The organism is Nocardioides dilutus (assembly GCF_054779555.1).
In genome coordinates this window covers 59615-79342 of sequence record NZ_BAAGYA010000001.1, presented here as the reverse complement: position 1 = coordinate 79342, position 19728 = coordinate 59615, and the positions used below count along the sequence as shown (strand labels likewise).

Annotated in this window: 21 protein-coding genes and 3 tRNA genes; 14 read left to right on the top strand and 10 right to left on the bottom strand. The window is 71.7% G+C overall.

Annotation, left to right across the window (positions count from 1 at the left end; translation table 11 throughout):
• Positions 1 to 32: 32 nt before the first annotated feature.
• A complete protein-coding gene (locus ACYVC6_RS00430; protein ID WP_460709815.1) occupies positions 33 to 1076 on the top strand; it encodes a hypothetical protein in 1044 nt (347 codons plus the stop codon).
• A gap of 24 nt (positions 1077 to 1100) precedes the next feature.
• Here ACYVC6_RS00430 and ACYVC6_RS00425 read toward each other — a convergent pair whose 3' ends face one another.
• Complete coding sequence (locus ACYVC6_RS00425) at positions 1101 to 1304, bottom strand: hypothetical protein (protein ID WP_460709813.1); 204 nt, start codon at positions 1302 to 1304, stop codon at positions 1101 to 1103.
• Here ACYVC6_RS00425 and ACYVC6_RS00420 point away from each other — a divergent pair.
• The 4 genes from ACYVC6_RS00420 to ACYVC6_RS00405 all read left to right on the top strand — a co-directional run bounded on the left by ACYVC6_RS00420 (position 1303) and on the right by ACYVC6_RS00405 (position 4722).
• Positions 1303 to 1758, top strand: a complete 456-nt coding sequence (locus ACYVC6_RS00420; protein ID WP_460709811.1) for a hypothetical protein — start codon at positions 1303 to 1305, stop codon at positions 1756 to 1758. The two genes, ACYVC6_RS00425 and ACYVC6_RS00420, sit on opposite strands and share 2 nt — an antisense overlap.
• 89 nt (positions 1759 to 1847) lie before the next feature.
• The gene (locus tag ACYVC6_RS00415; protein WP_460709809.1) at positions 1848 to 2087 is read left to right on the top strand and encodes a DUF6458 family protein; all 240 of its coding nucleotides are present in this window, start codon (positions 1848 to 1850) and stop codon (positions 2085 to 2087) included.
• A 128-nt stretch (positions 2088 to 2215) separates the two neighbouring features.
• Complete coding sequence (locus tag ACYVC6_RS00410) at positions 2216 to 2935, top strand: LppX_LprAFG lipoprotein (protein ID WP_460709807.1); 720 nt, start codon at positions 2216 to 2218, stop codon at positions 2933 to 2935.
• A complete protein-coding gene (locus ACYVC6_RS00405) occupies positions 2932 to 4722 on the top strand; it encodes an MFS transporter (protein ID WP_460709805.1) in 1791 nt (596 codons plus the stop codon). The genes ACYVC6_RS00410 and ACYVC6_RS00405 overlap by 4 nt, the downstream gene beginning before the upstream one ends.
• 47 nt (positions 4723 to 4769) lie before the next feature.
• Here ACYVC6_RS00405 and ACYVC6_RS00400 read toward each other — a convergent pair whose 3' ends face one another.
• From ACYVC6_RS00400 to ACYVC6_RS00390, 3 genes are all read right to left on the bottom strand, one after another.
• Positions 4770 to 6008 carry a hypothetical protein gene (locus ACYVC6_RS00400; protein WP_460709803.1) on the bottom strand — a complete coding sequence of 413 codons (1239 nt, stop codon included), beginning with the start codon at positions 6006 to 6008 and terminating at the stop codon, positions 4770 to 4772.
• 1654 nt (positions 6009 to 7662) lie between these two features.
• Positions 7663 to 7803, bottom strand: coding sequence for a hypothetical protein (locus ACYVC6_RS00395; protein ID WP_460709801.1), 141 nt, complete (start codon positions 7801 to 7803; stop codon positions 7663 to 7665).
• Positions 7804 to 7888: 85 nt separating this feature from the next.
• Positions 7889 to 7962 (bottom strand) — tRNA-Phe (locus ACYVC6_RS00390).
• Positions 7963 to 8078: 116 nt separating this feature from the next.
• Here ACYVC6_RS00390 and ACYVC6_RS00385 point away from each other — a divergent pair.
• The 3 genes from ACYVC6_RS00385 to ACYVC6_RS00375 all read left to right on the top strand — a co-directional run bounded on the left by ACYVC6_RS00385 (position 8079) and on the right by ACYVC6_RS00375 (position 8702).
• Positions 8079 to 8151 (top strand) — tRNA-Glu (locus tag ACYVC6_RS00385).
• 83 nt (positions 8152 to 8234) lie between these two features.
• Positions 8235 to 8311: transfer RNA gene (locus ACYVC6_RS00380), tRNA-Asp, on the top strand.
• Between the two features lie 34 nt (positions 8312 to 8345).
• On the top strand, positions 8346 to 8702 hold the full coding sequence (locus ACYVC6_RS00375) for a metallopeptidase family protein (protein ID WP_460709799.1): 357 nt from the start codon (positions 8346 to 8348) through the stop codon (positions 8700 to 8702).
• A gap of 7 nt (positions 8703 to 8709) precedes the next feature.
• Here ACYVC6_RS00375 and ACYVC6_RS00370 read toward each other — a convergent pair whose 3' ends face one another.
• Positions 8710 to 9597: an ATP-binding protein gene (locus tag ACYVC6_RS00370; RefSeq protein ID WP_460709797.1), complete on the bottom strand. Its 888-nt coding sequence runs from the start codon at positions 9595 to 9597 to the stop codon at positions 8710 to 8712.
• Positions 9598 to 9930: 333 nt separating this feature from the next.
• Here ACYVC6_RS00370 and ACYVC6_RS00365 point away from each other — a divergent pair, with 333 nt between their 5' ends.
• Positions 9931 to 11412: an NAD(P)/FAD-dependent oxidoreductase gene (locus ACYVC6_RS00365; protein ID WP_460709795.1), complete on the top strand. Its 1482-nt coding sequence runs from the start codon at positions 9931 to 9933 to the stop codon at positions 11410 to 11412.
• A gap of 15 nt (positions 11413 to 11427) precedes the next feature.
• Here the strand turns inward: ACYVC6_RS00365 and ACYVC6_RS00360 are convergent, their stop codons facing one another.
• The gene (locus ACYVC6_RS00360) at positions 11428 to 12099 is read right to left on the bottom strand and encodes a PaaI family thioesterase (protein ID WP_460709793.1); all 672 of its coding nucleotides are present in this window, start codon (positions 12097 to 12099) and stop codon (positions 11428 to 11430) included.
• Positions 12100 to 12178: 79 nt separating this feature from the next.
• On the opposite strand from ACYVC6_RS00360, the gene ACYVC6_RS00355 reads away from it, so the two are divergent.
• Complete coding sequence (locus ACYVC6_RS00355; protein WP_460709791.1) at positions 12179 to 12718, top strand: GNAT family N-acetyltransferase; 540 nt, start codon at positions 12179 to 12181, stop codon at positions 12716 to 12718.
• Here ACYVC6_RS00355 and ACYVC6_RS00350 read toward each other — a convergent pair.
• The gene (locus ACYVC6_RS00350; protein ID WP_460709789.1) at positions 12715 to 14445 is read right to left on the bottom strand and encodes a hypothetical protein; all 1731 of its coding nucleotides are present in this window, start codon (positions 14443 to 14445) and stop codon (positions 12715 to 12717) included. The genes ACYVC6_RS00355 and ACYVC6_RS00350 overlap by 4 nt on opposite strands.
• 45 nt (positions 14446 to 14490) lie before the next feature.
• Positions 14491 to 14709 carry a hypothetical protein gene (locus ACYVC6_RS00345; RefSeq protein WP_460709787.1) on the bottom strand — a complete coding sequence of 73 codons (219 nt, stop codon included), beginning with the start codon at positions 14707 to 14709 and terminating at the stop codon, positions 14491 to 14493.
• A 65-nt stretch (positions 14710 to 14774) separates the two neighbouring features.
• On the opposite strand from ACYVC6_RS00345, the gene ACYVC6_RS00340 reads away from it, so the two are divergent.
• On the top strand, positions 14775 to 15035 hold the full coding sequence (locus ACYVC6_RS00340) for a DUF4229 domain-containing protein (protein WP_460709785.1): 261 nt from the start codon (positions 14775 to 14777) through the stop codon (positions 15033 to 15035).
• A gap of 116 nt (positions 15036 to 15151) precedes the next feature.
• Here the strand turns inward: ACYVC6_RS00340 and ACYVC6_RS00335 are convergent, their stop codons facing one another.
• Together ACYVC6_RS00335 and ACYVC6_RS00330 are read right to left on the bottom strand one after the other, a co-directional pair.
• Positions 15152 to 15289, bottom strand: coding sequence for a hypothetical protein (locus tag ACYVC6_RS00335; RefSeq protein ID WP_460709783.1), 138 nt, complete (start codon positions 15287 to 15289; stop codon positions 15152 to 15154).
• Positions 15290 to 15305: 16 nt separating this feature from the next.
• Positions 15306 to 16181, bottom strand: a complete 876-nt coding sequence (locus ACYVC6_RS00330; RefSeq protein ID WP_460709781.1) for a 1,4-dihydroxy-2-naphthoate polyprenyltransferase — start codon at positions 16179 to 16181, stop codon at positions 15306 to 15308.
• A 43-nt stretch (positions 16182 to 16224) separates the two neighbouring features.
• Between ACYVC6_RS00330 and ACYVC6_RS00325 the strand changes: the two genes are divergently transcribed.
• The 3 genes from ACYVC6_RS00325 to menD are packed head-to-tail and all read left to right on the top strand — an operon-like array spanning position 16225 to position 19720.
• Entirely contained in the window at positions 16225 to 17229 is a 1005-nt protein-coding gene (locus ACYVC6_RS00325) for an AMP-binding protein (protein WP_460709779.1), read from the top strand.
• Complete coding sequence (locus tag ACYVC6_RS00320) at positions 17226 to 18167, top strand: o-succinylbenzoate synthase (protein ID WP_460709777.1); 942 nt, start codon at positions 17226 to 17228, stop codon at positions 18165 to 18167. Before ACYVC6_RS00325 ends, ACYVC6_RS00320 begins: the two co-directional genes overlap by 4 nt.
• Complete coding sequence (gene menD / locus ACYVC6_RS00315) at positions 18164 to 19720, top strand: 2-succinyl-5-enolpyruvyl-6-hydroxy-3-cyclohexene-1-carboxylic-acid synthase (protein ID WP_460709775.1); 1557 nt, start codon at positions 18164 to 18166, stop codon at positions 19718 to 19720. Before ACYVC6_RS00320 ends, menD begins: the two co-directional genes overlap by 4 nt.
• Positions 19721 to 19728: the final 8 nt, after the last annotated feature.

The following is a 19728-nucleotide window of genomic DNA, read 5'->3' as shown; positions in this document are numbered from 1 at the left end:
GCGTCAATGCCTCCTCCGAGAACGGTTCATTCATGAAGACCTCCCCCCTTCGCCGCACGCGCAGCGCCGGCCTCGTCGTGGCGCTGGCCGCCGCCGGCCTGCTCGCGGTGCCGACCACGGCCCACGCAGGAGTGCTCGACTCCGCCCAGACCCAGTCGGGGGTGGGGTTCAACGGATCGGGCAGCTGCACCGAGACCGGCCCCGGCAGCGTCACCTCCCCGCCCACGCCGTTCGCCGCCGACGGCGTGCCGGTGACCACCACGGCCAGCTCGAACGCGACCTACACGCACAACGTCGACAACACCGACGTGACCACGATGTCCGGCTCGATCACCAACACGGTCCGCGCCACCCAGGCCGGTGGCGTGCTGAAGACCGTGGACGTCGACGTGACCTCGCAGCTCTCGCTCCAGGCATCGAAGGGAACCGCCCAGGCGTGCGACGCCAGCGTGACCTCCTCGGGCGTTGCCGTCGGCTCGTTCGACCTGCCGACCGCCAAGTACGTCACGCTCCAGGTCCACTCCAAGGGCTCGATCGGCGCGATCATCTTCCAGAACTCGGCAGGTCCGATGGGCGGGGCGCACCAGACCGTCAGCTACTTCCTGCACAGCAGGATGACCCAACGGATCTACCTGCCCGCCGGGACCTGGGTCATGATCGTCCAGAACCAGAACATCATCCAGGCGCCGACCCCGTCGCTCACCATGCCCAACCCGCTCTCCTCGAAGCTCGAGATCGACATGACCCTCGACGACCCTGGGGTGGCGACCGGCGCTGCCAAGGGCGACGCCGGGAAGTACCTCGCGCTGGCGAACGGGCGCACCTGTGCGACCGGCTCGCTGACCGGCAAGTGGAAGAAGGCGGCCGGCAAGGGCGACAACCGCAAGGTGAAGAAGGCCATCTTCCGGGTCAACGGCCTCAAGGTCCTGACGGTCAAGAAGCCCAAGAAGAAGCAGGTGACCACCCTGACCGGTCTCGACCCCGACGCCATGGCCGACGTGTCGGTGACCCTGAAGATGGTCGAGAAGGGCGTGCCCAAGCTGACGACGGAGCGGACCTACCTGGCCTGCACCTGACCCGTAAGGCGCCCGGGCCCTCACTCAGCGTGAGGGCTCGGGAACCTTGCACTTCACCTTCGGGTTGACCCCCATGTAGTTCAGGGGTCCGGCCACGATGGTGAGGGCGGTGTCGCTGAACGTCTTGCAACTGACGTCCCGGTCGTCGCCGTAGTAGCCGCGCTGGCCCGCGGCGACGGCGCCGATCACGAGCCAGGCGATCACCAGGAGTCCTAAGAGGCTGCGCATGTCCGCCCGGTACCCGCCCGACACGGTCTTGACGCCACCCGCCGCAGGGGCGATCTTTTCCGGCATGCAGCGCGAGCCGCACCAGAACGTCGCGACCGTCCTGGTCGACCCGGCGGCCCAGCGCGAGCTCGAGCTGGACCTGATGGCCCGCGACCTGTGGCTGTGGCCGGTCGCCACCGCCCCGGTGTGCGTGGACGGACCCCGCCAGGCCTTCCAGATCCGGCGGCGGATGATCGAGAGCCGCCGAGGCGCGTGGGACGACGCCGCCGAGTGGGAGCCGGTCTGGATCGCCTTCGGCGACAGCTGGTACGACGGGGCGGAGCCATTGCCGTGGGCGGCCCACCAGGCGCTGTGGAGCGTGCTGGCGGCCTACGCCGCGCACGTCCACCACGTCCGTCGGCTCGGCGGCGTACCCCGCCTCGACCTACCCCGAGACCGCGTCCGGTCCGCTTAGCGGTAGAGAACCAGCGGTTCGGGTACCTCATCCTCGTGCGACTCCACGGGGCGCCTCGCCGCGTCGCACCCCGAGAGAAGGAGAACGTCATGGGCTATGGCCTCGGAGCATTCCTGCTGGCGGTTGGCCTCGTGCTGGCCCTCGCCGTCACCGACTCTGTGAGCGGGGTGGATCTCACGATGGTGGGCTGGATCCTCGCCCTCGTCGGCCTGCTGGCTCTCATCCTCACCGCAGTCACGGCCAACCGCGCCCGCGGGGTGCGCAGCGTCGAGACGACGCAGCACGGCGACGGCACTCACACGGTCAGCGAGCGCCGCACCGAGATCTGAGGGGTCGAGAGGACGACCGGCCCGGATGGGCCTGGGCGTAGATTGCGGCGGCATGCCATCCCAGGTCTTCGGTGAACCGTGACTTCTGCCCCTGGCCCGGACCGGGTCCGGTGGACCACCCTGCCGGTATGACCACGCCCCCGGGTGACGGACGTCGTGCCGGTCGTGCCCTCGCTCTGCTCGTCCTGCTTGCCTCAGGGCTGCTCGCTGTGGCGGGATGCAGCGAGGACGCCGGCCTGGGGGACGGCCCTCCGGACAAGGTCCTGGCCGCGGCCAAGACCGCGCTCGACGAGACCAGCGGGGTGTCCCTCTCGCTGACCACCGACAAGCTGCCCAGCGGCGTCGACGGGGTGCGGGAGGCCACTGGTGTCGCCACCAACGCGCCGGCGTTCGAGGGTGAGCTGACCGTCGTCCTGAACGGTCTGGACGTGGACGTGCCCGTGATCGCGGTCGACGGGAAGGTGTGGGCGAGGCTGCCCTTCACCTCCTCCTTCGCCGAGCTCAACCCCGCCGACTACGGGGCACCCGACCCGGCGCAGCTGATGGCCGCCGAGTCCGGGCTGTCGTCCTGGCTGGCGGAGGCGACGGGGGTCGAGAAGGGCGACCAGGTGCGCCGCGGCGATTCGGTGCTGAGCACCTACAGCGGCACGTTGAGCGGCGAGGTGGTCGACGCGACGATCCCGATGGCGGACGAGACAGCGGAGTTCCCCGTCACCTTCCGGATCGACGAAAAGGGGCTGCTCCGCTCCGTGCTGGTGTCGGGCCCCTTCTACGGCTCGGACAACAACGTCGAGTACACGGTCGACATCGACGACTACGGCACCACCAAGGACATCGAGGCGCCGTGACCGGGCCCGACCCGGCCCTCCACGCCGACACCCAGGCCGTCGACCGCGGAGGACGGGTGCTCCTCGGCCTGGCCGCCGTCGCCGTGGGTTTCGCGGCGGCCGACAACTACGTGGTCGTCCTGGCGCTGCCCGACATGATGGGCTCGGCCGGACTGTCCGCCGAGGACCTCCAGCAGGCAGCCCCGATCATCTCGGGGTTCCTGCTCGGCTATATCGCGATCCTCCCGCTCATCGGGCGCATCGCGGACGTGCGGGGCCGGTTGCCGGTGCTCGTGGGCTCGCTCGTGGTGTTCGGACTCGGGTCGGTGATCACCGCCGCGGCCTACGACCTGCCGAGCGTGGTGGTGGGACGCCTCGTCCAGGGGGTCGGGGCAGGCGGCCTCCTGCCGGCGACCCTCGCCCTGGTCGCGGACATCTACCCGCCGCGCCGTCGCGGACTCCCGCTCGGCGTGGTCGGCGCAGTGCAAGAGCTCGGCAACGTCGCCGGTCCCGTGTACGGCGCGGTCGTCCTCGCCTTCGCCGGCTGGCGCACGATCTTCTGGATCAACCTCGCCGTCGCGCTGGTGCTGGCGGCCGTCATCCGACTGCGTCGCCGGGAGTACGCCGCCGCCGGGCCGACCACCAGGCGCTTCGACCTCGCGGGCGCGATGCTGGCCCTGGCCGCGCTCGCCGGGGCGGTGCTGGTGATGATCCAGCCCAGACCAGTCCTCGATCACGTCACCTGGGGGCTGGCCCTGCTCCCCGTCGTCGGTGAGGGTCGCTGGCTCTCCCCGGTCGCCCTGGCCGTGATGGTTCTCCTGGTGCTGCTGGTCGTGCGTTGCCTGGTGGCGAGCAACCCGTTGCTCGACATCCGGAGCTGGGGCCGGACCCTTGCCCGGGTCGACCTGCCCGGTTCGCTCATCCTCGCTGTGGCGCTCGCCGGCGTGATCCTGGCCTTCGCGACCGCCGAGCCCGAAGCCCAGCTGCTGGCCCCCTCCGGGGTGTGGCTGCTCGTCCTGAGCTGTGTCGCTGCCTTGCTCTTCTGGCGCCGCAACCGCCGGGCCAGCCACCCGCTGGTGCCGCGTGGCGCCGTGGCCGCCCGCCCGGCGTGGGGTGCTCTGGTGGTCAGCTTCTTCGTGGGCGCCGCGGTGATCGCGGCGCTCGTCGACGTTCCGATCTTCGCGCGGCTCACCATCTACAACGACTCGCAGCTGATGGCCGCGCTGGTGCTCGTCAGGTTCCTGGTGGGTCTCCCGGTCGGCGCGTTCGTCGGGGGTTGGCTCACGCGTCACCTCGACGCGGGGGTCGTCACCGCCCTGGGCATGGTCGTCTCCGCGGCCGGCTTCGTGTGGATGTCCCGGTGGCCGTTCGAGGCGCTGGAGAACGCGTGGTCCAACGTGCCGCTGGTCGCCGCCGGCCTCGGTGTCGGGCTGGCGATGGCTCCGGTGAACGCCGCCCTCCTGGCCTCCACCTCGTCACCGGTCCACGGCCTGGCCAGCGCACTGCTCATCGTGGCGCGCACCGTGGGCAAGCTGGTCGGGATCAGCGTGCTCACCACGATCGGCCTGCATCGCTACTACGCTGCGCAGGAGGGTCTGCCCGAGCCGATGGAGGTGTGCGGTGCGGGAGACAGCCGATGCGCGGAGTTCAGCCGCCTCCTGCAGGACGCCGCCCTCACCCAGCTGCACACCACGTTCCTCGGTGCCGCGGTCAGCTGCCTCCTCGCCGGCGGGCTCGCGCTCGTCGTGCTCCGTGGAGCGGACACCCGCGAGGTCCGCACCTCTGCGTTCCAGGCGGGCGTCGGCTGACCGGCCGCTGACTGGGGGCTCGCGCCACGGCTCTCGGGTGCGTTTCGTCAATGCAGCCCGACCGCCACCATGGCCGACCCCAGGGAGACGACGAGCACTCCGATCACCGGGAGGCGCTCGTCGCCGACGAGCGCGCGGAGGCTGGTCGCCGCGAACCCGAGGTGAGGCAGGGCGACGACGCAGAGCTGGACGGCGATGAGGCCGCCGGCACCCAGCGGGGCCGGATCGAGGCGCGCGGTCGGCTCCCCGAGAAGGTCCCACCCACGGCCGAGGGGGTCTCCGACGAGACCCGGCAGCAGCTGGATGCTGGTGAAGAGACGGTTGCGCGCGAGGGCGACGGCGAGGACGACCCCGGCGACGGCGGGGACGAGGGCATGGACAGCGGCCGCCCGTTGTGAGGACGTGGATCCGGCCCGGACGGCGACCATCCCCAGCCCGGCACCGATCGCGCAGGCGACGAGGACCCCCGCCGCGGAGACCCGCCAGGAGTCCGCTGGCAGGCCGTCGCTGAACCACGCGGTCCGCCGGAGCGCTCCGAACAGCAGACCCGCGATGAGCAGGCCGAGCAGTGCTCCCGCGCCGCGCGGTGGCTGCCAGTGCCCCAGCCTCCGCCGCGGCACGAGGCCGATCCAGCCCAGAAGCAGACCGAGCGGCTCTGCGGAGCCCAACCACCGTGCCCGGCCGAGCGCCAGGCTGCCGGAGATCGTCACGACGCTGTAGATCGCCACGGCGGCACCCACCGAGCGGGGGTCGAGGGGGCGACTGTAGGCGCTGAGGTACCACATCCACGGCACGGCGACGGCGACGGCCGGCCACACGTGCGGAGAGGGTGTCGACACCTCGTCCCGGTCGACGAGCCGCGCGATGGTGTCCCAGGGGTCCAGCCACCGCCAGAGGGTGCCGCACAGGAGGCTGCCGAGCACCAGCAGAGGCCAGCCTGCTCCCACCGCGAGGGCCGGAGCCAGGTTCTCCAGCTCATCGTCCGCTCCGAGGCGCCCGGCCGTCACGACGAGTGCCAGAACGGCGACCGCGATCACGCGGGTCACCCACTGCGCCGTGCTCAGCTGCCCGGGCCACGACGCCGTGTCGAGTCCGGCCCGCTCGTCGGCGTACGGCGCCGAACCTTCTCGCGCGGGCACCACCGAGGCGACCAGCACCACCACCATCACGGCCGCGAGGGCGACCAGGAGGACCGGGAACGCGACGTGCGGGTGCGAGCTCTCGGGATGCGCCACCACGGCTTCGGCCGGAGCCGAGACCGTCCCCGTGATGATCGACAGCGGCATCGCCGGAACCCTATGCTCGACGAATCGTGACCTGCCACCACGCGGTGGTCTTCGGGGAAAGGAACACGATGCCTCGCTGTGTCGCTGCTTGCGGAGCCGCCCTGCTGCTCGCGATGACGATCGCCGTCGCGGCGCCCGCGGCCGCCGACCATACGGACCCTCGCGAGGCGTTGGCCCCGACCGACGGGGTCGTGGTGAGCGGGCAGACCCGCGGCGAAGGCGTCTGGCGCCATCTCGCGAACTTCCCGGGCCTGGCGAGCCCGGCGCTGACCGGCGGCGGCACCGACCTCGAGTTCTTCCGCACCGGTCGGTCCCAGCGGCTGTTCGGGTCCTTCGGAACGCTGGGGCAGGACGAGGCAGGGAGCGTGGGCCAGCGGATCATCAGGCTGGTGACCGCCCGCGGGCGGGTGAAACCCAAGTGGGTGGCGGACCACGGGTCCGGACACTGTGGTCCGGCGAGCCCCTCCGTGACCGGCCTGCAGCACGACGTCCAGGTCGGACGGCACCGCGGGGTCACGCTGCTCACCGACACCACCGACGCGACGGGTCGCTGCCACGACCCGGGTGGCGGTGGCATCGAGATCATCGACGCCACCAACGTGCATCGGAAGAAGTTCGAGCCGCGCGAGGTCCACCTGGTCCGTTTCCCGGGGTTCTCCCACACCAACACCATCGACAAGCGTCGGCCCTGGATCGTCTACAGCAGCTCCTCGGACTTCGCGGGTCGTCCCTGGATCGACGTGCTGAACATGCGCTCGTGCTACGGCCAGAGAACCCTCGGCCTGGACCAGCGACGGGCGAAGTGCGCGCCGAAGGTCTATCGCATCAACCTGCAGCCGGAGTGGACCCAGCAGCGCGACCAGACCACGGGTGCGCTCGAGCCGGGCTCGGCCACCTGCCACGACATCACCTACCGCAGCAAGCGCCTCTACTGCGCCGCCATCAACTCCACGGTGATCCTCGACGTCAAGAAGCTGGTCAACAAGCGGGGTCGGGTGAAGGGCAAGCCCTTGCCGTGCCGGGTCGTCGGGGGGACGGGCACCGGCGCCAAGGTCACCGACTGCTCCGGGATGGGCAAGGACCGGCAGGAGAAGGCGTTCGGCTGGAGGCTCGTCGGTTTCACCCAGCACCCGGGCCGCGACTGCGTCCCGGGACAGGACAACAGGAGCTGCAACTCCAACAACCTGGTTCGGTCAGACGAGGGGGTCGCCGTCTCCCACGAGGCCGACCCGACCCACGACCGCCGGTTCATGTTCGTGACCGACGAGCGGGGTGGCGGCATCGTGCCGCCCGGGTCCTCGTGTGCACCCGGCATCGAGAACCCGTTCGGCAACGGTGGCGCCCACGCCTACGACATCAGCGACCCGTCGAACATCAAGTACGCCATGACGCCGACCGGGGAGAAGGCGGTCTACATCAGCGACGCCGTCGTGGCTGCGGAGACGTTCTGCGACATCCACGTCATCGAGCACATCCCCGGGGAGCAGCGCCTGATCGCGGCCTACTACACCCAGGGGATCAAGATCGTCGATTACTACGTCGACGGCCAGGGCCGGCTGCAGTTCCAGGAGCGGTCGTCGTTCCTCCTGCCCAACACCAACACCTGGGCGGCTGAGCACTTCAAGATCCGTGACAACCCGGACGGCACCAGGACCTACTTCATCGCCACCAACGACATCCATCGAGGCGTCGACGTCGTCAGCTGGACCGGACGACCCAACCCGGTCGGTGCCGCGAGCCCGCCCACGAAGGCGTCGATGACCAACGCCGGTCTCGCGGGCGGGTCCGCGGTCATGCTCGCGCTCGCCGGTCTCTACCGTCGGCGGCGCCGGAGCGGGGCGAGGCCGCAGGGGGAGCTCCCGCTGCGGCCTCGTCGCTCGTGGGCAGGGGCGGGGTCGAACCGCCGACCTTCCACTTTTCAGGCGGACGCTCGTACCAACTGAGCTACCTGCCCGAGCGAGTCGAAACCCTACAGGAGCACCCGACCCGGGTCCGAACCGCGGACTCGTTCATTCGGCCGGTTGCTTTGGCTGGGCCCGCATTCCGCCCCTATCCTGTGTCGGCAGTCCGGCCCCCATCGTCTAGCGGCCCAGGACCCCGCCCTTTCACGGCGGTAGCACGGGTTCGAATCCCGTTGGGGGTGCTGGTCCGCCGCAGGTCCCACGATTGGGAGGGGCCGCGGACGGTACGTTAGAGTCACGACGCTTCACGCCAGTGAAGCAGCCTGGCCCCGTAGCGCAGTTGGTTAGCGCGCCGCCCTGTCACGGCGGAGGCCGCGGGTTCGAGTCCCGTCGGGGTCGCCATCGTTCGTCTTGGTCCACCGGCCACAATGGCCGGGTGCCGATCGAGATGGACGACGCGCGGTTCGATGCGCTGGTCGACCAGGCCCTGGACGGCATCCCCGAAGAACTGGCCTCGCTCGTGCGCAACGTCGTGGTGCTCGTCGAGGACGAGCCGCCCGAGGGCGAGCCCGACGACCTGCTCGGTCTCTACGACGGCATCGCGCTGACCGAGCGGGACAGCACCATCAGCGGCCAGCTGCCGGACCGGATCTTCATCTTCCGGGGTCCGCTCCTGGACTTCGTGGAGTCCGAGGAGGAGCTGGTCGAGGAGGTGCGGATCACCGTCGTCCACGAGGTCGCGCATCACTTCGGGATCGACGACGCGCGGCTGCACGACCTCGGCTACGCCTGACCGAGGGTCAACACACGGCTGAGGACGGAGCGCGGGCGGTCTCGGCCCAGGGCTTCGGGACCTCACCCTGGGCCTGACGCACGAACTCGAGGAGGAACCAGGCCTGGAAGCGACGCTGTTCGGCGGAACGGGCCAGGGCCAGCAGCCGCTGCTGGCGGCAGAAGTCGTCGGCCAGGTCGAGGAGCTCGACGAACCGGCTCAGGGTGCGCGCGGTCGCACGGGGCATGTGCACGACCAGGTCGGTGTCGGTCTGCTTGGCAGCGACCGCCGCCTCGATCTGTTCCACCCCGATGCCTTCGCGCAGGTGCCGGTCGAGGGTCGTGAAGAGGTCGCTCAGGCTCTTGGCGAGCGGATAGTCCTGCTCGTGGGCCAGGGAAAGCAGCCGCACCTCACGTCGTAGCTCGCGGAAGTGCTGCTGGAACCCGATGTAGAGCCGCAGCGGCACCCCGAGGATCTCGACGCGGACCCGGTCCTGCGTCGGTTCCCGCCGCGCCCGCGCCGGGTCGAGTCCGGTGATCAGTCCTGGCTCGCCGTCGCCCTCAGCGAAGCTCGCGGCCGGCGCGAACCAGACGATCTTGCCGTCGTCCTCGATCTCCGCCCCCCAGGCGTCCGCGCTGCGCGCCACCAGCGAGAGCCCGCGCCCGTAGGTGAGGAGCAGCTCGTCGTGCTCGTCCATCTCGGGGGCAGTGGGCAGGACGGGGGCCTCGAGGGAGGAGTCGAGGACCTCGATGCGCGGGTGCTGGACCGTGCCCCGGACCCTGACCTGTATCGGCGGCTCACCATGGAGGAGGGCGTTGGTGACCAGCTCGGAGACGCCGAGCTCGGCACACTCGCTGAGCTCGTCACGGCCGATGTCCGCGCAGGTGCGCACCACCCATCGGCGTGCGTCATGCACGCCACGGGGGCCGGAGCCCAAGGTGAGGGCTGGCCGATTCAGCGGCACAGGGGTTGCTCCAGGCTGGTCGAGAGAGGGAGACGGCACAGGTGGTGCTGCTGTGGCGTTCTACCCCTCGCGTGGCTTACCAAACATGCAGGTCCCGAGAGGTGTGCTCGTATTCGGTTGTGAGAATCGACGCGAACCACGAATTCCGTTGCGCGCATCGTGCCCGGGAATCCAGGTGGACACTCCGGATCCCGGAAGCAGCCTAGGGCACGACGAGGTGTGAGGCGCACAACCTCGCCGAACACCTGCTCGTGCCGCACCTGGGCACTGAAGGAGACTGGACTCATGGACGACAGGCGCATCGACGGCAGCCGACATCGCGTCGTGGTGATCGGGTCGGGCTTCGGCGGTCTGTTCGGCACCAAGGCGCTGCGCCGCGCCGACGTGGACGTCACGATGATCGCCAAGACGACCCACCACCTGTTCCAGCCGCTGCTCTACCAGGTCGCGACCGGCATCCTCTCCGAGGGCGAGATCGCCCCACCGACCCGCGAGGTCCTGGCCCGGCAGCGCAACGCGACCGTGCTGCTGGGCGAGGTCACGGCCATCGACCTCGAGGCGCGCACCGTGACCTCCCACGTGCTCGGCCGAGAGAACGTCATGCCCTACGACTCGCTGATCGTGGCTGCCGGTGCGGGCCAGTCCTACTTCGGCAACGACGCCTTCGCGGAGTTTGCGCCGGGCATGAAGTCGGTCGACGACGCACTGGAGCTGCGCGGACGGATCTTCGGGGCCTTCGAGCTCGCCGAGCTGAGCGCCAGCCGCGGTGAGGACATCGACCACCTGCTGACCTTCGTGGTGGTCGGCGCGGGTCCGACCGGTGTCGAGATGGCCGGCCAGATCGCCGAGCTGGCGCACCGGACGCTGCGCCGCGACTTCCGCTGGATCAACACCCGCTCCGCGCGGGTCGTCCTCGTCGATGCTGCGGCCCAGGTGCTGCCGCCGTTCGGCGCCAAGCTCGGCGCCTCGACCAAGAAGGAGCTCGAGAAGCTCGGGGTCGAGGTGCTCCTGGGCGCGTTGGTGACCGACGTGGACGAGCGCGGCCTCGTGGTCACCCACAAGGACGGCCACACCGAGCGGCTCGAGGCGGTGACGAAGATCTGGGCCGCCGGCGTCCAGGGGAGTGAGCTCGGGCGGACGCTCGCCGAGCAGACCGGCGCACCGCTGGACCGGGCCGGCCGGATAGGGGTCAACCCGGACCTCACCCTGCCCGGCCACCCCGAGGTCTTCGTGGTCGGCGACATGATCGACCTCGACAACCTGCCCGGGGTCGCCCAGGTCGCCATCCAAGGTGCCAAGTACGCCGCCAAGACGATCGACGGGCGGCTCCAGGGCCGCGCGCCGCTCAAGCCCTTCAAGTACTTCGACAAGGGGTCGATGGCGACCATCAGCCGCTTCCGTGCGGTCGCCATGATCGGCAGGCTGCGGCTGACCGGTTTTGTGGCGTGGCTCATGTGGCTCGCGGTGCACCTCTTCTACATCACCGGCTTCAAGAACCGGGTGACCGCCGTGCTGCACTGGCTGGTCTCGTTCCTGGGCCGTGGCCGCGCCGAGCGGACCGCCACCGAGCAGCAGATCTTCGGCAGGTCCGCCCTGCAGCGGCTCGAGCACGGTGCCGCCGACCTTGTGTCGCCGCCGGACCCGGACCAGGCGCGGCGTGTGGAGGAGCGGCGGGCCGAGCTCGAGGCAGCAGCTCTCGAGGAAGTGCGGCTCACCGACGCCGGCGAGCGCGGCGCCCACCTCGGTGAGACGGTTCCTGCGCCGTAGTCCCCTCCGAGCCGACTACTCGAAGTAGGACGGCGTGTTGCCCTCCTGCTTGGCGATCGCCTCGCGCGCCCAGCGCGGCAGGATGAACACCCCCTCGGCCTCCACGGTGACGCCGTTCGGGCCGATGATCTTGCCCTTGGCCCACGTCTTGATGCCCTCGGACCTGTCGATCCAGCCCTCGGCCCGCAGGTCGCCCAACGGGGTGCCCTGGCGGTAGGTCAGCGTGAGGGTTCCCGTCATCCCGGGCTTGCCTCCGGCGCCGGCCGCCTCGCCGAGGATCTGGTCGAGGATCATCGCCGACACGCCACCGTGCACCAGCCCGGGCGGCCCTTCGTACGCCGCGCCGAGGTGAAAGTCCGACCAGACGTCGCCGTTGGCACTCGGGTCGTGCTCGATCACCAGCGGGGGAGCGCAGGCGTTGCGCACGCCGACCACGGTGTTGCCCCACGGCCGGCCCCGGCCGGTGCGGCTGAAGCGCACGCCGTACGGCCCGTCGAGCTGGCTCGCGCGGAGCCTCGTGGTGAGCGCCTCGACCTCGGCCTGGACGCGCCGGATCTCGTCGTCGTCGACAGTGGTGCGGATCGTGGCGTCGACCAGCTCGCGCACCGACTGGGTGAACGGGCCGTAGAGCGCGCGCTGGCGGTCGATCTCCTCGGGCGGGAGGTCGTCCTGGACGTAGCCGGTCACGGACGAACTCTAGAACACGTTCTAGTGAGCGCGTGGATAACGCATGGTCGTCGCCCGAGCGCGTTGGTGGAATGGGGGCATGACCGCCCTTGCCGAGCCCGATCTCCGACTGCACGCGTCGTGGGCGGAGGCGGTGACGGAGTTCGGCGACTCCACGGTCCACGGTTCAGGGGTCTGGCGACTGCCCCAGCAGCGCTACAACGACCTCACCCTCGAGGGCTGCGCGCGGTTCGTGGCCCTGCTGCTCGAGGAGTCCGACCCTCAGGTTCCGCTGCCGGACGACCGGGTCCCCTGCACCTACTTCTGGATCACCGACGGAGAGCCGGACGAGGTCGTCGGGTTCCTGGCCCTCCGGCACCGGCTCAACGACTGGCTCCACAATGAGGGCGGGCACATCGGCTACTCCATCCGGCCCTCACGTCGCCGCCAGGGCCACGCGTCCAGGGCGCTCGGACTCGCCGTACGCCGGGCCGCGGACCTCGGCATCGAGCGCGCCCTGGTGACGTGTGACGACGACAACGTGGCCTCGGCGCGCACCATCGAGCGCAACGGGGGTGTCTACGAGGACACCCGCAACGGCAAGCGGCGCTACTGGATCGACACCGGACCGGCCACCTAACGCGCCAGGTCGGGACGGAAGAAGCCGAGGACGCGCATGAAGTCCCGGCCGTCGACCATGGTCGAGTCCACGGTCACCGGCGCCATGCCGGGGCGGATGAAGAGCACCTTCCATTTCTTGCTGCCGGGCCTCCCGGTGGCCTGGATGGTCGTGTAGTTGCTGGCCAGGTCGAAGATCATCCGGCCACCTTGGCGGACGATCTCGAGCTGACCGCTCTTCACCGTGAGGCGCGTGACCGTGGCTCCGGCGCGGATCGCCCAGATCACCAGGGTGACGAGGACGACGATGCCGGCGATGCCCATGTCGATCGTGTCCCTGGACTCGTAGGAGCCGTAGCCGAGCGAGCCCGAGGCGATCAGCCCAGCCATGAGCATCAGCGAGAGGAACCGGCGCATGGCCTTCCGAGGAGCGAACTTGTAGACGGTCGGCATCTCCATCGGCGGAGCGGCCGCCTCCGCCGAGTCCGCCACGGTCTCGACCGGGAGCATCGGCACGGGCTCGAGCACCTTCGGCTCACGGATCTCCGAGGCCAGCGGAGGAGCAGGCGCAGCGGCCCGTGCGGCCGCCAGCAGGCCGCGGGCCGCGCCGCCGGTCCCAGTGATCGGTGCGCTCGCGGTTCGGGCCGCGACCGCGTGCCGCTTGCGGTCTCTGGGCTCCTTCGGCCGCTCGTGCTGGTGTCGCTTGGTCCGGGCCACCAGCCGGCGCTTGGCCGGGGCCTCGGTCACGGGTGCCGTGGGTGCGTCCGGCTCCTGGGGTTCGGGCTGGGGTTCGGGCTGGGGCTCGGGCTCGGGGTCGGGCTGGGGGACGATCGGGGCGGGCTCGGTGTCGGGGCCGGGGAGCACGGGCTCGACCTCGGGCTGGGGCTCGGGCTGGGGGACTGGCTGGGGGACGATCGGGGCGGGCTCGGTGTCGGGGCCGGGGAGCACGGGCTCGACCTCCGGCTGAGGGTCGGGCTGGGGGACGATCGGGGCGGGCTCGGTGTCGGGGCCGGGGAGCACGGGCTCGGCCGCGTGGGTCGGCGCCGGCTGGGTGGACGGGAGGGTGGTCGCCGTGGCTCGCGCGATCACGTCCTCGTAGGACACGACCTTGGTCGGCAGGGGTGCGGGAGCTGGGCGAACAGGAGTCGCGGGAGCAGGTGGCGGTGCCGCGAAGGCCGGCGGCGCGGCGACCGCGGCAGGCTGGTCGTCGAGGGTGACCGGCTGTCCGGCCTCGGGGGTGGCCGGCGGCTCGTCCGGTGCTGAGGCGCGGGACCGCAGCCGGGAGAGGCGACCGCGCTTCGCCTTGGGCTCCGGCTCGTCCTTCGCCTCCGTCTTCTTGCGCACCGACCGCAGGATCACGGGCTCGAAGCCCGCCGGAGCCGGCCGGTCCAGCTCGGCGACCTCGCTGTCGACACCTCGGACGTGCGACCCGGTGGGGCCGCTGTATGCCGAGCCCGGCAGACCGCGGCGTACGCCGGTGGTCGGCGACGTCGCGGTGCCGGCCGCGCTGGGCCCGTTCGATCCGTTGAACCGGTCGACCGCCGGCGCTTCCCGGAGCTCGGCCAGGGCGGCCGCTGCGGAGGGACGGGTGACGCGGGGAGCAGCGGCCTCGCTCGGGCGCGCGGCGATGGGGACGCGGCGCGGAGGCGCAGCCGATCCGTCCTCGTCGGCACTCTTGTGCTGGTGCGCGAACCACCGCCCGAGCAGGTCGTCCGCGTCCGCGCCCGGCTTGACCGGGTCGTTGCTCATGGACCAAAACTACGCTGAGCGAGCCCCGTTTGTTCGGGGAACGGACTAGTCCGGAGAGGCCTCGGGGTCGGGCGGTTGGCGCTTCTTGCGGTCCAGGTCACGCAGGAAGTCGGGGTCGTCGTCTGGTGCGACCGGGCGTGGGCGCGGGCGGGGGGCCTGCCCCCGACCTCCCGGCCGCCTGGTGATGCCGCGACGCTCGAGGATCCGGATGAGGCCGTAGGTCAGCGCGGCGAACAGCAGCACCACCAGCAGCACCTTCAGCACGCCCCCAACGTACGCCCTCGGTGGTGATCGAGGAGGCGATCCGGGGGAGTCGTAGGCTGCCTGTTGTGAAGGAGTTCGTCGTCTACACCGGTCTGAGGATCCTGCTGTTCCTCGCCACGCTGGGTGTCATCCTCGGCGCCTGGGTCCTGGTGGCCGACGAGGCCAACCTCTTCCTCGCGGTGGTCATCGCCTTCATCGTCAGCGGCATCGGGTCCTACTACCTGCTCGAGCGGCAACGGTCGGCCTTCGCCACGAGGGTTGAGGCACGTGCCGAACGGGCCACCGCGGCCTTCGAGGAGCGCCGCGCGAGAGAAGACGTCGACTGATGTGAGCTGCCCGAGGAACGAGGGCAGATCACATCGATGGTGGTCGAGCAGGCCGTCCGACCGAGGAACGAGGTCGGAACCGGCCGTGTCGAGACCTCCGCAGCGTTGGCTGGAACTCAATCCCGCTTGCGGTTGAGCTGTCGGTCGACCCGGGACTCGGGCTGGCCCAACAGCTTCGCCAGCAGAGGCACCCTCCGCCGCCACACGACCACGGCCGCGACCACGATGGCGAGGATGATCAGGAAGGTCAGCATGCGGCCAGCCTACGACTCACCCGGCCACGGCCAGGGCCGCTGAGACCAGGGCCGCCCAGACGAGCTGGGCGAGGCCGGTCTGCTGGAGGACCGGCACCAGCGCCGGGCCGGTCGCACCGCCGGCCACCACCCGGAGGGCGGGACCGGCCGGGGCGAGGAACCCCAGCCCGAGCAGCGCCCACCAGGTCGTGGAGACAGCGACCGCCACGACGGCAGCGGCCGCGGCCAGGACCAGCAGCGAGTAGAGCGCCCGGGTCCGGTCGGGGCCGAGCTTGACTGCCAGCGTGCGCTTGCCGGCGACCGTGTCGCCGGGGATGTCCCGCAGGTTGTTGACGACGAGGATCGCGCACGCGAGCGCGCCCACCCCGATGGCGGCGAACAGCGCCGGCCACTCCCACGTCTCGGTCTGGACGTAGGTCGTCCCGACCACCGCCACCAGCCCGAAGAAGACGAACACCATGACCTCGCCCAGGCCCAGGTAGCCGTAGGGCCTCGAGCCCCCGGTGTAGAACCACGCCGCCACGACACAGACCGCACCGACGCCCACCAACCACCAGGCGGTGCTGGCGGCGAGGACCAGCCCGGCGACGGCGGCGACACCGAAGGCCAGGAACGCCGCACGCTTCACCGCCGGAGCCTCGGCGGCGCCCGAGCCGACCAGCCGCATCGGACCGACCCGCTCGGCGTCGGTCCCACGGATGCCGTCGGAGTAGTCGTTGGCGTAGTTGACCGCCACCTGCAGGGCCAGGCTCACCACGAGGGCGAGGGCGGCCTTCCAGAGGACCTCCCCGTCGACGTACGCCGCGACGCCGGTGCCGGCGAGGACGGGCGAGACCGCCGCCGGCAAGGTGCGTGGCCGGGCACCTGCAAGCCACTGCCCGGGGGTCGCCACAGAGGGTGATTCAAGCAGGCAGGGCCGGTCTAGGGTCGGGCAGGTGAGGCCGACCGGGACGACGCGCGACGTCGTCGGCGCGGTCCGCCCCTGGCTGGCGGCCGACGACGAAGAACCGGTGGTCGTCGAGACGTCGGGGTCGTCGGGGGAGCCCAAGCGTGTGGTCCTCTCGCGTTCCGCGGTGCTGGCGTCGGTGCACGCGACGGAGCGCCGGCTGGGCGGGTCGGGCCGGTGGCTGCTGGCGCTGCCGCCGACGTACGTCGCGGGGCTGCAGGTGATCGTGCGGTCGCTGGTGGCAGGTCGACCGCCGACGTTGCTCGAGGAGCACGGGTCGGTCGCGTCGGCCGTCGCGACGCACGATCTCGACTTCGTCTCGCTCGTGCCGACCCAGCTGCACCGGATGCTCGAGGACACGGCCGAGACCGCCGCCCTGCGCACGTTCCGGACGGTGCTGCTGGGTGGTGGGCCGATCGAACCCGGCCTGCGCGAGCGGGCGGCGGTCGCGGGGATCTCGGTCGTGGCGACGTACGGCTCGGCGGAGACGGCCGGTGGCTGTGTCTACGACGGCGTCGCCCTGGACGGGGTCGGGCTGGCCGTCGACGGGGACGGGCGCCTGCGGATCGCCGGCCCGATGCTGTTCGACCGCTACGACGGCGACCCGGGCTTGACCGCGCGGACCCTGGTCGACGGCTGGTTCCTCACCTCGGACGCGGCCCGCATCGACGACGACGGCCGGCTCCAGGTGCTCGGCCGCCTCGACGACATGGTCGTGACGGGAGGCGTCAACGTGCCCGCGCCGGCAGTGGCGCGACGCCTCCGCGACCACCCGGCCGTGACCGAGGCCGAGGTGCTCGGGGTCCCCGACCCCGAGTGGGGCAGCCGGCTGGTCGCCTTCGTGGTGGGCGCGATCGACCTCGACGAAGCCCGGGGGTGGGTGGCAGAGGCACACCCGCGCTCGTGGGCGCCACGTCAGCTCGTCCTCGTCGACGCGATCCCGCTGCTCGCCAACGGCAAGCCCGACCGGATCCGGCTGAGGGGGCTCGCGTGAGGGTGTTCTCCATCCCTCTCCGCACCCGCTTCCGGGGCATCACGGTGCGCGAAGGGGTGCTCCTCCCGGGCGAGGACGGTCGCTGGGGCGAGTGGAGCCCGTTCCTGGACTACGACGCCAGGGTGGCCGCACCCTGGCTGCGCTGCGCCGAGGAGGCCGCCGCCGGGGACTGGCCGAGACCACTGCGCGACCGGGTGCCGGTCAACGTCACGGTCCCGGCGGTGGGACCCGACCACGCGCACCGGATCGCGTCGGCGGGGGGCTGCCGCACCGCGAAGGTCAAGGTGGCCGAGCCCGGCCAGACGCAAGCCGACGACGAGGCCCGGCTCGAGGCGGTGCGGGACGCACTCGGCGTCGACGCCGCGATCCGCGTCGACGCCAACGGCGCATGGTCGGTCGACGGCGCCGTCGCGGCGATCCCGGCCCTGGACCGGGCGGCGGGAGGCCTGGAGTACGTCGAGCAGCCGTGCGAGTCGGTCGAGGACCTCGCCGCCGTACGCCGCCGCGTGGACGTGCCGATAGCCGCTGACGAGTCGATCCGCCGGGCCGAGGACCCCTACCGGGTGCGCGACCTGGAGGCCGCCGACGTCGCGGTGCTGAAGGTGCAGCCGCTCGGCGGCGTCCGCGCCTGCCTGCGGATCGCCGAGGACATCGGCCTCCCGGTCGTCGTGTCCTCGGCGCTGGAGACGTCGGTCGGGATCGCGGCCGGCCTGGCCCTCGCCGCGGCCCTGCCCGACCTGCCCTACGCCTGCGGCCTCGCCACCGTCCAGCTGCTCACCGCCGACGTGGCCGCCGAGCCGCTGGTGCCGGTCGACGGTTTCCTGCCCGTGGGCAGGCCCGTCGTCGACCCGGCGGCCGTCGACGCGGTCGGCGCGCCCGCCGACCGGGTGGCGTACTGGGAGTCCCGGCTCGTCGAGGTGCGAGGCTTGCTCCCGTGACCAGCACCGACCTGGCGCGGGCCGTGGTGACCGCGCTGCTGCGCGACGGCGTCCGCGAGATCGTGCTCGCGCCGGGGTCGCGGAACGCGCCGTTGTCCTTCGCGGCCTACGACGCGGCGGAGGCGGGCCTGGTCCGGCTGCACACGCGGATCGACGAGCGGACCGCGGGCTTCCTGGCGCTCGGCCTCTGCAAGGGCGGCAGCCCGGCCGCGGTGGTGTGCACGTCGGGGACGGCGGTGACCAACCTGCACCCCGCGATGCTGGAGGCGGCGCACGCGCGCGTGCGGTTGGTGGCCGTCACGGCCGACCGGCCGGCCCGGCTGCGTGGCACCGACGCCAACCAGACGACCCACCAGGTCGGCATCTTCGGCCGCGCGACCGCCGACATCGACTCGGTGGGGTCGGTCCCCGCCTTCCGGCTGGACGACGACGAGCCAGTCCACTGGAACGTCCAGCTCGACGACCCCCTGACCCCGCCGGACCGCTGGGTGCCCGGGCCGGTCGAGCCGCTGGCCCGGACGACCGGCGAAGTCACGCACACGACGGTCCCGCTCGGTCCGCGCACGGTCGTGGTCGCCGGCGACGACGCCCGCCAAGGCGCCCGGATGCTCGCCGAGAAGGCGGGCTGGCCGCTCCTCGCCGAGCCGACCAGCGGGTCGCGGACCGGCACGCACGCGATCCGCTGCTACCGCCTGCTTCTCGACGGCGAGCTCGGTGGGCGGGTCGAGCGGGTCGTCGTGGCCGGGCACCCCACCCTGTCCCGGCCGGTCCAGCGGCTGCTCGCCCGCGACGACGTCGAGGTGCTCGACATGGAGGTCGCCACCCGGCCCTACCCGGTGGCGGGCAAGGTCATCAACCCGGTGGTCGACGGCACGGACGACCCGGCCTGGTTGGCGGAGTGGCAGGCCGCCGACGCCTCGGTGTCCCGCCAGCTCGACGCGCTGCTCGCCGCCGAGCCCGGCCTCACGCCGTACGCCGTCGCCGGCGCGGTCAGCCGAGCGCTGCCGGCCGGCGGCCATCTCGTGGTCGGCGCCTCCAGCGCCATCCGCGACCTCGACCTGATGGCGTCGGCCTATCCCGTCGGCAGCAGACGCAAGGTGATCGCCAATCGCGGGCTCTCCGGGATCGACGGCACCGTCTCGACCGCGGTCGGCGCCTCGCTTGCGCGGCGGCCCGGCAACCGCAACCTGGCCCTGATGGGCGACGTCACGTTCCTGCACGACAGCAACGGTCTGGTGCTCGGTCCGGACGAGTCACGGCCCGACCTGACGATCGTGGTCGTCAACGACGACGGCGGCTCGATCTTCTCGATGCTCGAGCAAGGGGCGCCGGAGCACGCGCACGCGTTCGAGCGGCTCTTCGGCACCCCGCACGGGGTCGATCTGGCCTCGCTGTGCGCGGCCACCCGGACACCGCACTGGAGGGTCGACAGCCTGGCCGAGCTGGAGCACGCGCTGGCCAACCCCAACGGCGGCATCGAGGTCGTCGAGGCTCTGGTCCGGCGCGACGACCGGCGATCACTCGACGAGCGGATCCGCGCGCTGCGCCCTTGAGCGCCATA